General features: G+C 68.1%; 7 protein-coding genes and 1 pseudogene. 6 read left to right on the top strand and 2 right to left on the bottom strand.

All coding sequences use genetic code 11. The annotated features are described in order from the left end of the window. The 4 genes and pseudogenes from BJQ90_RS13615 to ftsY form a co-directional block, all read left to right on the top strand. A pseudogene (locus BJQ90_RS13615) lies at positions 1–435 on the top strand (hypothetical protein); the annotation flags it as partial. A 111-nt stretch (positions 436–546) separates the two neighbouring features. Continuing rightward, on the top strand, positions 547–5,304 hold the full coding sequence (locus BJQ90_RS13610; RefSeq protein ID WP_226760786.1) for a DUF4082 domain-containing protein: 4,758 nt from the start codon (positions 547–549) through the stop codon (positions 5,302–5,304). Between the two features lie 109 nt (positions 5,305–5,413). Continuing rightward, positions 5,414–9,022, top strand: coding sequence for a chromosome segregation protein SMC (gene smc, locus BJQ90_RS13605; protein ID WP_226760785.1), 3,609 nt, complete (start codon positions 5,414–5,416; stop codon positions 9,020–9,022). Positions 9,023–9,084: 62 nt separating this feature from the next. Beyond that, positions 9,085–10,296: a signal recognition particle-docking protein FtsY gene (gene ftsY, locus BJQ90_RS13600; protein WP_226760784.1), complete on the top strand. Its 1,212-nt coding sequence runs from the start codon at positions 9,085–9,087 to the stop codon at positions 10,294–10,296. Positions 10,297–10,390: 94 nt separating this feature from the next. Here ftsY and BJQ90_RS13595 read toward each other — a convergent pair whose 3' ends face one another. Then, positions 10,391–12,076 carry a hypothetical protein gene (locus tag BJQ90_RS13595; RefSeq protein ID WP_226760783.1) on the bottom strand — a complete coding sequence of 562 codons (1,686 nt, stop codon included), beginning with the start codon at positions 12,074–12,076 and terminating at the stop codon, positions 10,391–10,393. A gap of 117 nt (positions 12,077–12,193) precedes the next feature. Continuing rightward, positions 12,194–13,441 (bottom strand): MFS transporter, encoded by a 1,248-nt coding sequence (locus BJQ90_RS13590; protein ID WP_226760782.1) that lies wholly within the window; start codon positions 13,439–13,441, stop codon positions 12,194–12,196. A 247-nt stretch (positions 13,442–13,688) separates the two neighbouring features. Here BJQ90_RS13590 and BJQ90_RS13585 point away from each other — a divergent pair, with 247 nt between their 5' ends. Next, positions 13,689–15,053, top strand: a complete 1,365-nt coding sequence (locus tag BJQ90_RS13585) for an ammonium transporter (protein WP_226760781.1) — start codon at positions 13,689–13,691, stop codon at positions 15,051–15,053. Further along, on the top strand, positions 15,050–15,353 hold a 304-nt coding region (locus BJQ90_RS13580), incomplete at its 3' end, for a P-II family nitrogen regulator (protein ID WP_226760780.1). The genes BJQ90_RS13585 and BJQ90_RS13580, both read left to right, overlap by 4 nt.

The raw sequence follows: 15,353 nt of genomic DNA, 5'->3' as shown, positions 1-15,353 counted from the left end.
GGCGGGGAGGTCCTCCTGCCGACAAACGCCCCTCCCACCGGGCTGCCGGTACCGCCGCCTCCGGCCCCACTGATCCGACCGCCGTTGCCGGCGACGGCATCAGCACAAGGAAAGATCGTGGACGGCTTCCCTGCGGACGTTCTTCCGTTCCCGGGGGGAACGGCGGTCGTCTCGACAGCCGTCTCCTCGGCCGACGGATCCCTGCAGGTGGCCGCGGACGCCATCGTCGCTTCCAGCCCGGACACCGTCGTCGGGCACTTCCAGCAGGTCCTGGGGCCGCTGGCGTTCTGGTCCGAACCCGTACCGGCCGCGGAAGGACAACTGGCCGTGCGGTTCAGCCGGGGCAATGACTCGGTGACGCTCACCACCTCAACCACGGGAACGGGAAGCACACGGTTCATGCTCCTGGGAAACCTGCGCGCGGCCGGCGGCTAGCCCCCTCCCCACCACACACTTCAGACCGCACACTTCAGACCGCGACGGCGGCCCGGTCGGGCCCCGAAGCAGCGTTCCCGGATGCCTTCCCGCACTCACTCAGGAGTTCACATGTCTTTATCCCCGGCCGGACACACGTTGACAGCACTCAAACGGGTCATCATTCCACTGGTTGTCGCCCTGGTTGCGGCGGTCCTGCCGGTGGCAGCGCCGGCGGCGCTCCTGCCGTCCGCCTCCGCTGCCGATCCCTGCTCGCCGCTCCTGAACGCTGTCGCCTGTGAAAATTCAAAACCCGGGAACCAGCCCTCGGAATGGGACATATCCGGCGCGGGCGATGCCGACATCCAGGGATTCTCAACCGACATCAGCGTCAATGCCGGCCAGCCGATCAGCTTCAAGGTGGATACCAGCGCGGCCACCTACACCATCGGCATCTACCGGACGGGCTGGTACCAGGGCCTGGGGGCCCGCAAGATCGCCGATGTCACACCTTCGGCTTTGCGGCAGGCACAACCTCCCTGCCACACCGACGCCACCACGGAACTCTACGATTGCGGAACCTGGGCGGTTTCGGCAACGTGGCAGGTGCCTGCCACGGCGGTTTCCGGCGTGTACGTTGCCCTGCTGACGAGACCCGACAACGGCAGTCGAAGCCATATCACCTTCATCGTCCGCTCCGACGGCAGCCATTCGGACGTCGTCTTCCAGACCGCCGACACCTCATGGCAGGCCTACAACACCTACGGCGGCTCCGACCTGTACGAGGGGGGCGCGAACGGCCGCGCCTACAAACTCAGCTACAACCGCCCCGTCAGCACCCGCGACGGTATTGGCGGCCGGGACTTCTACTTCAGCAACGAGTACCCCCTGGTCCGCTTCCTCGAGAAAAACGGCTACGACGTCAGCTACATCAGCGGGGTCGACACCGACCGGAACGGTGCCGGGCTCCTCACCCACAAGGTCTTCCTCTCCGTGGGGCACGACGAATACTGGTCCGGGGCCCAGCGCGCCAACGTGCAGGCCGCCCGGGACGCCGGTGTGAACCTTCAATTCCTCTCCGGCAACGAAATGTACTGGCGCACCAGGCTGGAGCGTTCCCCGGTGGACGGCGTGGCCGGGCGCACCATCACCACTTACAAGGAAACCTGGGCGAACGCCAAGATCGACCCCAGCACCGAATGGACCGGCACCTGGCGTGACCCCAGATACGCCGCCCCGGCCAACGGCGGAGGCCTGCCCGAAAACGGTCTGACCGGAACCCTGTACATGTCCAATTTCACGGACCTGCCCATCACCGTCAGCGCGGGCGAGGGAAAAGCGCGCCTCTGGCGCAACACCTCCCTGGCGGCGCTCGCGGCGGGCAGTTCGGCGCAGCTGGCGCCCCACACGGTGGGATACGAATCCAATGAAGACCTGGACAACGGGTTCAGGCCCCAGGGACTGATCCGGCTGTCCACCACCACCGGTCCAACACCCCAGTATCTGCAGGATTTCGGCAACACCGTCAAGCCGGGGACCACCACCCACAGCATGACCCTGTACCGCGCCCCCAGCGGGGCGCTGGTCTTCTCCGCCGGCACGATCCAGTGGACGTGGGGCCTGGACCAGGAGCACGACGGCGACGGCGCCGCCGCGGATCCGCGCATGCAGCAGGCGCAGATCAACCTTCTGGCGGACATGGGTGCCCAGCCCGCCACCCGCGACGCCGCGCTCTCAGCGGCGTCGGCCAGCAGCGACAAGACAGCCCCGGCTGTGGCGGTCTCCTCCCCGGCCGACGGAACCACCATGCCGCACGGCAGCAGCGTTACGGTGTCCGGAACGGCGAACGACACCGGGGGCATCGTAGCCGGAGTCGAGGTCTCCACCGACGGCGGCAACAGCTGGCATCCCGCCCAGGGCAAGCAAAACTGGTCCTACACATATATCCAGAAGGGCCTCGCCACGGCCGCCATCCAGGTGCGCGCCGTCGATGACAGCGCCAACATCGGCGCACCGGTGACCCGCAATCTCCAGCTCACCGGACCCTACTCGGTCTTCGGCCAGCAGGTCCCGGACGTGCCTGATGCCCAGGACGGCGGAGCCTATGAGCTCGGCATGAACGTCACTCCCAGCGTCGACGGCTTCATCACCGGAGCACGTTTCTACAAGAGCAGCGCCAACACCGGAACCCACACCGGCTCGCTCTGGAGTTCCGCCGGCCAGCGGCTGGCAACAGCCACCTTCACCGCGGAAACGGCATCCGGCTGGCAGGAAGTACGGTTCAGCCAGCCGGTGCCGGTCGCCGCGGGGCAAAAATACGTCGTCTCGTACACGGCGCCGGCTGGCCACTACGCCAGCAAGGACTACCAATGGGCCAGCTTTGGCCTGACCGACCCGCCCCTGACCGTGGCCGGTGGATTCGGGAGCGCGCCGGCCGGAGTGTACGCCGGTCCGGGGTCCTTTCCGGCGAACAGTTACGGCAACGGCAACTACTTCGTCGATGCCCTGTTCGACACCGTCGACACCTCCGAGCTAACGGCCTCCGGACACTGGCCGCTGGACGGCTCCTCGAGCGTCCCGCAGGCCACCACGGTGGGTGCGGTGTTCTCCAAGGCCGTCACAGCGTCGAGCGTCCAATTGACACTCACGGCAAACGGGACCGCAGTCCCCGGCACCACCGCTTACGACTCCACCACGCGGAAAGCCACCTTCACCCCGGCGGCCGGGCTGGACCTCGGCACCACCTACACCGCGACGCTCAACGCCGCGGCCCCGGGCGGCGGCTCGCTGACCAGCGGCGCGACGTGGTCCTTCACCACGGTGTCCGCTCCACTGGCGCCGGGGAGCTGCCCCTGCAGCCTCTACGATGACTCCGTCGTCCCCGGAATCCAGGAAGTCCGGGACGGTGTGCCGCTGACGCTGGGCGTCCGCTTCTCCAGTACCACAGCGGGGACCGTCACCGGCGTGCGCTTCTACAAGTCAGCGGGCAATACCGGCACCCACACAGGCACCCTGTTCACTGCGTCCGGACAGCAGCTGGCCACGGTCACCTTCGCCAATGAGAGCACCTCCGGCTGGCAGACGGCCAACTTCAATCAGCCGGTCGCCATGACGGCGAACACCGACTACGTCGTGGCCTACAAGAGCACCACCGGAGCCTACTCAGCTACCGTGAACGGCTTCGGGCCCGGACTGAGCATCGGGAACCTGAGAACCACGGCTGACGCCGGGGCGTACTCCTACACGAACGACTTCCCCGGCAACCGTTCCAGCGCCAGCTACCTGGTGGACGTGGTGGTGCAGTACCCGGATCCGCCGTTCATGGCCGGGGCACAGTTACCGCTGCCCGGCTCGTCGAGCGTCGCCCTGGATGCCACGGTCTCCGCGACGCTGTCCAAACCCGCGACGGTGTCCAGCGTGCACCTCGCCCTGACCGGCCCGGGCTCCGTTGAGGTCCCTGGTACGGCCAGTTACGATGCGCCAACGGGCAGGGTCACCTTCGCTCCGGCGGCCCCCCTGGACCCGGCGGCCAGCTACACGGCCACCCTGACCGCCACCTCGGCGACAGGACAGGCGCTCAGCGGCGGGGCCACCTGGAACTTCACCACCGTCCCGTCCCCGCGGCAGGCCGGCGTCTGCCCGTGCTCGCTGTATCAGGACACCGTGACCCCGGGCGCACCGGAATTCAACGATGGGGTACCCCTTAGCCTGGGCGTCCGCTTCGCCAGCGACGCGGCCGGACAGATCACGGGCATCCGCTACTACAAATCCGCGGGCAACACCGGAACCCACACCGGGGCCCTGTATACCGCTGCGGGCCAGCAGCTGGCGGCCGCCACCTTCAGCGGAGAATCCTCCTCCGGATGGCAGACGGCCGCCTTCAGCCAGCCGGTGGACATCGCCGCGAACACCGAATACGTGGCCGCCTACCGCACCCCCACCGGGGTCTATTCGGCGACACCGGGTGGTTTCAATTCCGGAATCAGCAGCGGACCGTTGCGCACGGCCTCCGGCGCCGGGGCGTTCACGTACAACGGCGACTTCCCGGCCTCCTCCTCGAGCGCAAGCTACCTCGTGGACGTGGACTTTGTCGTCTCCGTGCCGCCGCTCACGGTGGCAGCACAGCTGCCAGCTCCGGATTCGCTGGGCTTCCCGCTGACCTCAAAACCGTCGGTAACGCTGTCGGAGCCTCTCCAGGCAGGCTTCACCTTCGGACTGTCAGCCGCCGGCACCGCCGTCGCCGGGACCTCCGCCCTTTCGGCGGACGCCCGGACGATCACGTTCTCACCGGCGCAGCCGCTGCCGCCGGCCACCGTGATCACCGCCAGCCTGACCAACGCGGTCTCCACGCAGGGCGCCGGGCTGGCTCCGGTCAGCTGGAAGTTCACAACATCCGATCCCGCCGGCACCGAACAGTCACTGTTCGGATCCCTGCTCCCGGCCGTGCCGGCCGCGACAGGGGACACGTCATCCATTGAACTGGGCACCGCCTTCTCGGTGTCGGCGGCCGGCAGTGCCACCGGCGTCAGGTTCTACAAGGGCACTGGAAACACCGGAACACATGTCGGCTCGCTGTGGGATGCCGCCGGGGTGAAACTCGCCCAGGTGACGTTTACGGGCGAGACGTCGGCCGGCTGGCAAGAAGCCTCGTTCTCGGCCCCCGTCGCTCTGGAACCCGGCCAGCGCTACGTGGTGTCCTATCTGGCCCCGAACGGGAGCTACGCCTACACAGCGGCATTCTTCGCGGAACCGTGGGCCAACGGCGTCCTGACTGCGCCGGGCACGAACAACGGCCTCTACTCCTACGGTGCCGGCGGTTCCATGCCGGCGAACTCCTGGAATGCCACCAACTATTTCGTCGATATCGCCTTCGCCCCCGCCGGGCCCTAGGAGCTGCCACCCGGAATCCGGGAAAGCCGAAATCCGGTGATTTTGGCGCGGTAACGGTAGATTTGAGCGAGGAACAGCCGTTTCCGCCAGCCAGGAGATCCGAACCACCTTGCACCTCAAAACCCTGACCGTCCGGGGATTCAAGTCCTTCGCCTCGGCGACGACTTTCGAATTCGAACCAGGCGTCACCGCCGTGGTCGGCCCCAACGGCTCCGGCAAGTCCAACGTGGTGGACGCCCTGGCCTGGGTGATGGGCGAGCAGGGCGCCAAGACCCTCCGCGGCGGCAAGATGGAGGACGTGATCTTCGCGGGCACGTCCGGACGCCCGCCGCTGGGCCGCGCCCACGTCTCCCTCACCATCGACAACAGCGACGGCGCCCTGCCGATCGAATACAGCGAAGTCACGATTTCCCGCACACTGTTCCGCACCGGCGGTTCGGAGTACGCCATCAACGGCGCCGGCTGCCGGCTCCTGGACATCCAGGAACTCCTCTCCGACTCCGGCCTGGGCCGGGAGATGCACGTGATCGTGGGCCAGGGGCAACTGGACAAGGTCCTCCACGCCACCCCGGAGGACCGGCGCGGTTTCATCGAAGAAGCCGCCGGCATCCTCAAACACCGCCGCCGCAAGGAAAAAACGGTCCGCAAACTCGAAGCCATGCAGGCCAACCTGGCCCGGCTCAGCGACCTCACCGCCGAAATCCGGCGGCAGCTCACCCCGCTCGGCAAGCAGGCCGAAGTGGCCAGGCGTGCCCAGACCGTCCAGTTCGAAGTCCGCGACGCCCGCTCCCGCCTCCTGGCGGACGACCTTGTCCGGCTGCAGACGGCCCTGGCCCGGGACGTAGCGGACGAGAGCGCGCTCAAGGCCCGCCGCGGCGTCGTCGGGCAGGACCTCGGGCTCGGCAGGCAGCGGCAGGCCAGCCTCGAACAGCTCGCCGCCGAAGCCACCCCCAAGCTCACCGCCGCGCGCGAGAACTGGTACCAGCTCACCGCCGGTCGCGAACGGCTGCGCTCCCTGGGCTCGCTCGCCGAGGAGCGCCGCCGGCTGCTCGGCGCCGCCGACAACGTCCCGGACTCCGGCCGCGACCCCGAGCAGCTCGACCGGCAGGCCGCCCGCGTCCGGGAGGAACAAACCGGGCTGGAGCACCAGATCGTGGACCGCCGCAGCGTCCTGGCCACCGCCACGGCCGCGAAGCAGGACGCCGAACACGCCGCCGCCGCCGAGGACAAGCGGCTCGCGTCCTTGCTCCGCGCCGCGGCGGACCGCCGCGAAGGCCTGGCCAGGCTTGCCGGGCAGGTGGGCGCCGCACGCTCCCGGGTCGAGTCCGCGCAGGCCGAACTCGGCCGGCTCCGCGAATCCCTCAAGGCAGGGGAGGAGCGCCGCAGGCTGGCCCACAGCGAGTTCACCGCCCTCGAAACCCAGGTCGCCGGCGTGGAGGACGGCGAGGAGACCCTCGACGCCGACTACGAGGAAGCCAGCGCGGCACTGGACGCCATCGCCGCCGAGATCGACGCGCTGAAGACAGCCGAACGCGAAGGCGAACGGGAACGCGGTGCCCTCCTTGCCCGGCGCGAGGCCCTCCAGCTTGGCCTGAACCGTAAAGACGGCTCAGGCCACGTCCTCGGCTCAGGAATTCCCGGGGTCCTCGGATCCCTGGCGTCCATGATCACAGTGGAACCAGGTTTCGAAACCGCCGTCGCCGCGGCCCTCGGCGCCGCCTCCGACGCCATCGTGGTGCAGGACAGCGAGGCTGCGGCCGCCGCCGTCCAGCGACTGAAGGACGACGACGCCGGCCGGGCCGCCCTGCTACTGGCAGGGGCAGCTGCCACCGAAGCCGACGCCCGGCCCGCTTCCGGCGGGCGGCTCCCCGCGGGCGCCCGGTGGGCCTCCCGGCTCGTCACGACGTCCGCGTCGGATATTGATCCCGCCTCCCGCCTGCCGCTGTCCGTGCTGCTGGCGGACGTCGCCGTCGTCGAGGGCCTGGACGGTGCGGCGCAGCTGCTTGCCGGCCGCCCGGAACTGACCGCGGTGACCCTGGCCGGGGACGTCCTGACCTCACTGACAGTCAGTGGAGGCTCCGCGAAGGCGCCCTCGCTGATCGAAGTTCAGGCCGCCGTCGACGACGCCTCCGCGCGGCTTGCCGAGGTGACCGCGGAGCTGGAACGGCAGCGTTTCGCCCTCGCGTCCGCGCAGGCCAGACGGGCCGCGGCGCAGGACCGTGCCGATGCGGCCCTTGAGAAACTCCACGATTCGGATGCCCGGCTGGCCGCCGTCGCCGAACGCCTGGGCCACCTGAATTCCGTGTTGCGCAGTGCTGTCGGGGAAAGCGAGCGGCTCGCCGCGTCCCTCGCCAAGGCCGAGGCCGGCATCGTCAGCGAACAGCAGGCGCTGGAAGCCGTGGCGGCACGGCTCGCCGCCGCGCAGGAAGCGCCGGCCGAGGAGGAGCCCTCCCCGGAACACCGCGACGCCCTCGCCCTGGCTGCCTCGCTGGCCCGCAGCGCCGAAATGGAGGCCCGGCTGGCCCTGCGCAGCGCCGAGGAACAGCTCACAGCCACGCGCAACCGGGCGTCATCGCTCGAACGCGCCGCTGCCACCGAACGGCGCGCCCGCGAGGAAGCCGCCGAACGGGCACGCCGCCGCCGGCTCCAGGCCAAACGTGCAGCGGCCGTCTCCGCCGCCGTCGGACAGGTGATCGGCCACATCGATGTGTCCGTGGAACTTGCCGCCCGGGAGCGGGACTGCGCCGAGCAACGCAAGGAGCAGATGGACGGCGAGCTCGCCGCGTTGCGCAGCAGCAACGATGCCCTCGCCCGGGAACTGGCCGAACTCACCGACTCCGTCCACCGCGACGAACTGGCCCGCACCCAGCAGCGCCTCCGGATCGAAGCCGTCGAGCTTCGAAGCATCGAGGAGCTGGGACTGACCGCGGACCAGCTGGTGGCAGATTTCGGCCCGGACCAGCCAGTTCCCGTGGCCGCCACGGCACCGGCGGACAAGTGGGCGGCCCTGCGCGCCCCGGTGGACGAGGACGGACGCGAGATCGTGGCCGGCAGGCCCTTCGTCCGCGAGGAGCAGGAGAAGCGGCTCAAACGGGCCGAACGGGACCTGTCGGCGCTGGGCCGGGTCAACCCCCTGGCGTTGGAGGAATTCGCCGCCCTCGAGGAACGCCACCAGTTCCTCAGCACCCAGCTCGAGGACCTCAAATCCAGTCGCAAGGACCTGCTGGACATCATCAAGGAAGTCGACGAGCGCGTCCAGAAGGTCTTCGCCGAAGCCTTCGAGGACACCTCGGCGCAGTTCGTCCGGATCTTCGCGCGGCTGTTCCCGGGCGGGGAGGGCCGGCTGGTCCTCACCGACCCCTCGGACATGCTCAGCACCGGCATCGAGGTTGAGGCGCGCCCGGCCGGGAAGAAGATCAAGCGGCTCTCGCTGCTCTCGGGCGGGGAACGCTCGCTGACCGCCGTAGCCTTGCTCGTGGCGATCTTCAAGGCCCGGCCCTCCCCGTTCTATGTTATGGACGAGGTGGAAGCGGCCCTGGACGACACCAACCTGGGCCGGCTCATCACCATCTTCGAGGAGCTGCGGGAATCCAGCCAGCTCATCATCATCACGCACCAGAAACGCACCATGGAAGTTGCCGACGCACTGTACGGCGTCACCATGCGCGGCGACGGCGTCTCCACCGTCATCAGCCAGCGCCTCGGCGCCCAGGTCTGAGGCACGGCCGCCCGCTTTTTCTGGCTCCGCACCGGCTTTCCGGTTTGTGAGAAGCTAGGGGAGTGAACGACATCCTCCCCATTCTTCTGCCCATTCTCGCCGCCCTGGTGGTCCTCGGTGCGCTCATCCCGGTCCTGATGAAGACCCGGAAGAACATCACGAACTACCCCGGAAAACGGGACGAGAACGACCCCGTGCAGCCGGGTGCGGGCGGCGGAACCCTGCTCGAGGACCGCCCCGCGCCGCCGCGCGAACGCACGGCACCGGACTTCGTCGACCGCGAGGGCCTGGCAACAGTCGAAGTCCCGGACAACGTCGCCGGCCTGGAAACCGTTCCGGTTGAAACGCCGCTGCCGGTGGCCGGCCGCCTCATCCGCCTGCGCGAACGCCTCGTCAAGTCCAACAACATCCTCGGCAAGGGCCTGCTGGCGCTGCTCTCAGCGGACAAAATCGACGAACACGTGTGGGACGAGGTCGAGGAGACCCTCCTGCTCGCCGACCTCGGCACCGAGCCGACCCTGCAGCTGGTGGACGCCCTGCGCGAACGCGTCAAGGTGCTCGGTACCCGCTCCCCGGAGCAGGTCAAGGCCCTGCTGCGCGAGGAACTCATCAAGCTCGTCGACCCGACGATGGACCGCAGCCTGCGGGTCGAACGGCACGCGGACAAGCCCGCCGTCGTGCTGGTCGTCGGCGTCAACGGCGTCGGCAAGACCACCACGGTGGGCAAGCTCGCCCGCGTTCTCGTAGCCGAGGACAAGGACGTCCTGCTGGGCGCGGCCGACACCTTCCGCGCCGCCGCCGCCGAGCAGCTCGCCACCTGGGGCCAGCGCGTCGGCGTCGCCACCGTGAAGTCCGACGTCCACGGCGCGGACCCGGCATCGGTCGCCTACGAGGCGGTCAAGGCAGGCATTGACCAGGAAGTCGACGTCGTCATGATCGATACCGCCGGACGCCTGCAGAACAAGGTGGGCCTGATGGACGAACTCGGCAAGGTCAAGCGCGTCATCGAGAAGCTGGCCGAGGTCGACGAGGTGCTCCTGGTCCTCGACGCCACGACGGGACAAAACGGACTGAACCAAGCCCGGGTTTTCGCCGAAGTCGTGAACATCACCGGCATCGTCCTGACCAAGCTCGACGGAACGGCCAAGGGCGGCATCGTGGTGGCCATCCAGAAGTCGCTCGGCGTTCCGGTCAAGCTGATCGGCCTCGGCGAGGGTGCGGACGACCTCGCCCCGTTCGACGCCGAGAGCTTCGTCGACGCCATCCTGAACTAGCCCACCGCAGTAGTGCCTTAAACCCGGCTGGCTCCCGGTTGGTGTCCTCGGACTTCCGAATCGACATCAACCGGGAGCCAGTTGCGTATGGTGCCTAGTGCTTGAAGTTCAGTACGGTCACGGTTCCGGCCGTCAGCTTGAACGTCTGCGTCTGTGAACCGTAGGCGAAACCCTCCACCGTGGCACGGTCAGCAAGCGGGATCGGCTCGGACTTGGCGCCGTCGATCACCGTGCTGTCCTCGACCCCGTACTTCGGCCCGGACAGCTGGGTCATGGTGCCCGTCAGCGCCCGCGCGGGCAGATTGAGCGTGACTTCGGTCTGCGCCGCCTTCTCGGGGTTGTTCTCGTTGACCAGGACAACGGTGGTGCTTCCGTCCTCGTTCCGCAGGGCGTAGCTGAACATCAAGCCGCCGCCCTTCGAGTCCAGCTTCAGGAACTTCCCGCCCTCCATCTCGGCGACCATGGAGATGCCAAAGAAGTTGGCCCGGCCGGATACCTCGCCATTGGGTTTAAGGTAGGGCCCGCCGCTGCAGATGGCGGACATGGGGGGACCGCCCTTGCACGTCAGCATCGAACTGTGGAAACCGATGCGCGCAATGCCCAGTTGCGCAGCGTTGAGGGCGTAGTCCGCGGTCCAGAGTGCGGAGGCATGGGTCCGTGATGTCTCGTTGGACCCTGGGCACGCGGCGATCCCGGTCTCGGGGAGCCAGGTCTCGATCCCCGCTGCCCGGCCGGCCGCCAGGGCAGCCTGCTGGTAATCCGCCGCGCGGTCATGCATGAGCTGGCTCATGACGTTCGAGATGGTCGGCGAACTCTTGGGATCGCTTCCGTCGCAGCTGTGCAGCGGGTAATTGTGGAAGGACAGGATCTTCTTCTGCGGGATGTCAGCATCAATGAACGGCTGCCACCACTTCTGGTCGTAGGCGCCCGGGCCGGAGATGGGAACATTCGGGGCGACTGCGTTGATCGCGTTCGCGTAGGCCTTCAGTTCCTCCACGTACTTCTCGGGGCCGTAGCCACCCGGGCGGACACCATTGAGCCCGAATCCATTGGGTTCGTTGCCGACAGTGATGCTCAGGAGCCTCGGGCCGAAGATCTCCGCGGCGTGCTTGGCCATGTCCGCGGCCCGGTTAGGGTCGTAGTGGCCAAGGTCAACGGTGATGCTGACGGTCGCGTCAGCGGCCACCAGCAGGGTGTTCAGCCGGGCCAGGTCCGCCGGGCCCACAGCCTCCACCGGGTGTGCTGCATCTCCGCTGTAGCCGGTGGAGGGGACTGCCTCGTTAGTGGATGTCCAGAAGAAGCGGCGGTCCACAGCGTTTCCGCCGAACCGGAGCACCGGCTGGTCCGCTTCCTTGAACAGCTTCACAATCGAGGCGTTGTCACCGCTCAGGGCGGGGTCTGCGAGGTCCGTGGCTTCGAGCGAGATCCCGACCAGTCCCTTGGTCAGCGAGGTGCCGACCTGATCTGTCGAGACATTTACCTGCAGCGGCTCCACTGCTTCCAGCGGCGAGCCGGCGGGCGGGGCCAGCTGCTTGTAGTAGGTCACCTCCGGTGCCGGAGGCAGGGCCGCGGCCGATGTGGGGGCCGAGGCCGCCGGTGCGGACGCCGCCGGGTCTCCGCCGGCACCCGGCCGGAGGAAGAACATGAGGGATGCCACCACGGCAAGGACCGCGATCACTGAGACCACGACGGCGGGACGGAGCGTCCTGCGCCTGGTCCCGGCCATATCCTCCGGCCTGTTGTCGGGGTTGTGTTCGGGCGAACGTTCTTGGGGTGGCATGCAAACTTCTCCAGCTTCTGGGTGGGAACTCCCAACAGCCTAACGAAGTCCTTCGGTTCAGTCCGACAGTACTGGCCGACGCGGGGGTGCCGGGCGGCCGCCCCGCCCCGGGCCGGGTCAGGCGCCGCGGTGCGCGGGCCGCTGGAAAGTCTCCCGCGCCAGCAGCCAGCCCGCGGCGGCCGCGACCAGGACGCCGCCGGTGACGCCGAAGGCCCAGCCGTAGCCCAGCCGGTCCGCGAGGAGCCCGGCGAGGACCGGTCCGACGATCGCGCCGCTGTCGGAGGTCATCTGGAAGATGGCGAGCACCCGTCCGCCGGAGCGTTCGTTGCCGATCACATCGGCCATGGCTGCCTGCTGTGCCGGCCCGAGCAGTCCCGAACCGATGCCGGCGACCGCGGTCGCCGCGAGGAACCAGGGCAGCTCCTGTGTGAAGCCGATGGCTGCCGTTGCGGTCCCGGTGACCAGGAGCCCGGAGATCATCATCGGTTTCCGGCCCAGGCTGTCCGCGAGTTTGCCGGAGAACGTCAGCGCCACGGCGTTGGCGGCGGCGAACATGGCCAGTGCCCAGCCGGCCGATTCCGGTCCGGCGTTCAGTGCCGCGACCGCGAAGAGCGGCACCGTGGCCATCCGCACGCCGAACGTCGCCCAGCCGTTCGCGAAACTGGAGAACAGCCCCGCGCGGTATGCGCTGTCCCGCAGTGCCGTCCGCAGCTCCATGGCCGGAGCCGCGCTTCCGTCCGGGCGGGACGCGGCGGGAACGTGGCTCAGCTGGGTCTGCACCACGAGGGCTGCCAGCACCAGGGCGGCCGCGTAGACGAGGAAGGGCACGCGCAGGCCGAAGCCGGCCAGCAGCCCGCCCACGACCGGCCCGCAGACATTGCCGATCAGGAACGCCGAGGCGTAGGCCCCGGAAACCCGCCCGCGGCTCTTGGGCGGAGCGAGCCGGACCACCAGAGCCATCGACGCCACCGTAAACATCACCGAGCCGGCGCCGCCGAGTCCCCGGAAGATGAGCAGCTGCCAGTAGTCCTGGGCGAAGGCGCAGGCCGCCGTCGACGCCGCGACAATCAGCAGTCCGGCCACATACACCGGCCGTTCCCCGAGCCGCACAATCAGCGCGCCTCCCGCGGGAGCGAACACCAGCCGCATGAACGCGAAGATGCTCACGATCACGGCAGCTGCGGTCGCCCCGACGTCGAAAGTGGTTGCGAACTGGGGGAGGACCGGGGCCACGAGGCCAAAACCGAGGGCGATGAGGAAGGCAGCTACCAACATCACCTTGATGTCCCGGGGCAGCACCGCCCTGCCGTCGGTCCGGATGCCGGCCTGCGGCGGGGAACCCGCGGGGCGGGGGGTCTTACTCATGGTGGTGGCTTCCTGGCGAACGGGCGGGCGGACAGGTGATGTTGGAACGCTCGAAACATAACCGTAACAAGAACGGTTCCAACCATTTACTTCCGGGAGGTTCTTGTAACAGCCCGGCAATCTAAATCCTCCGTCGGCGAAACACGCCTTCGACAAAATCTTCTTAGAACGCAAACAGCGTTGAGGCACGCGGAGAACTCCGCAGGAACAACTTCTAGATCGCATCCAAGCAAGGAGGACGTGCACCATGGAACTTACCGCAGGTCACGTATGGCTGATGGTGGCAGCGGCACTCGTGCTGTTCATGACACCAGGACTCGCATTTTTCTACGGCGGCATGACGCGCGCCAAGGCCGCACTGAACATGATGATGATGAGTTTCATCTCCATCGGCATGGTCGGTGTGGTCTGGGTGCTCTGGGGCGCCTCGATGAGCTCCGGCGAGGGCTTCATGCAGATGGTGGGAAACCCCTTCGCCACCTTCGGGCTGGAGGGCATCAACACTCCTGACGGGCTCATCAAGGTCGGCTACGCAGCCACCTTCGCCATCATCACCGTCGCACTGATCAGCGGCGCGATCGCCGACCGCGCCAAATTCGGCGCCTGGTCCCTTTTCGTCCCGGTCTGGGTCACGCTGGTGTACTGCCCGCTGGCCTACATGATCTGGGGCGGCGGGCTCTTCGGCCCGGAAGGCGCAATCGGCAAGGCCCTCGGCCCCGCGATTGACTTCGCCGGCGGTACGGTCGTCCACATCAACGCCGGTGTCGCCGCGCTGATCCTCGTGCTGATCATCGGCAACCGCAAGGGCTTCGGCAAGGACCCCAACCACCGCCCGCACAACATTCCGTTTGTGATGCTTGGTGCCGCGATCCTGTGGTTCGGCTGGTTCGGCTTCAACGGCGGAGCCGCCACGACGGCGGAACAGGGCGGCCTGATCTGGATCAACACCCTCGCAGCCCCCGCCGCGGCAATGCTCGGCTGGCTCGTCACGGAACGTATCCGCGACGGTCACCCGACCTCGCTTGGTGCAGCCTCCGGTGTGGTTGCCGGCCTCGTCGCCATCACCCCGGCCTGCGCCAACGTCAGCCCGGTCGGTGCCCTTGGCCTGGGACTCATCGCCGGTATCGCTTCCGCACTCGCCGTCGGACTGAAGTTCCGCTGGGGCTTTGACGATTCGCTCGACGTCGTCGGTGTCCACCTCGTCTCGGGCATCATCGGCACCGTGTCACTGGGCTTCATCGCCCTCCCCGTTGAGGGTGTTGGCGGCGGCCTGTTCTACGGCGGCGGTGTCACCCAGCTGGTGGCCCAGCTCGCCGTGGCCGGTATGGCCATCGCCTACTCCGCAATCATGACCACGATCATCGCACTGGCCATCCACAAGACCATGGGCTTCCGGGTTTCCCAGGAGCAGGAAGTGGTGGGCGTGGACCTCAGCCTGCACGCCGAAACCGCCTACGAATTCGGCGTCGGGGGCCACGGCGGAAGCTTCACCCCGCTGCACGAACTCATCACCGGCAAGGCCCAGGCCGTGGCTCCGGCCGCCGCACCGGTGGACGTGGCGTCCAACGGCAAGAAGACCGCAGCAGCAGGCAAGGAAAGTGTGGAGGCATGAAACTGATCACAGCAATCGTCCGGCCGGAAAAGCTCGACACCATCCGCGAGGGCCTCGAAGCCTACGGCGTGCAGGGCCTCACGGTCAGCGCAGCCAGCGGCTACGGCCGGCAGCGGGGCTACACCGAGGTGTACCGCGGAGCAGAGTACAACGTGGACCTGCTCCCCAAGATCCGGGTAGAGGTCCTGGCCACCGATGAACAGGCGGACGACATCCTGGATGTCATCATCGCCAGCTCGAACACCGGCCGGGCCGGCGACGGCAAGGTCTGGACGATGGATGTGTTCGAGGCGGTGCGGG

Origin of the sequence: Arthrobacter sp. SO3, assembly GCF_020532825.1 — a bacterium.
Lineage (GTDB): Bacteria > Actinomycetota > Actinomycetes > Actinomycetales > Micrococcaceae > Arthrobacter.
The sequence above is the reverse complement of the archived record's forward strand: the minus strand, read 5'-3'. Positions and strand labels throughout refer to the sequence as shown.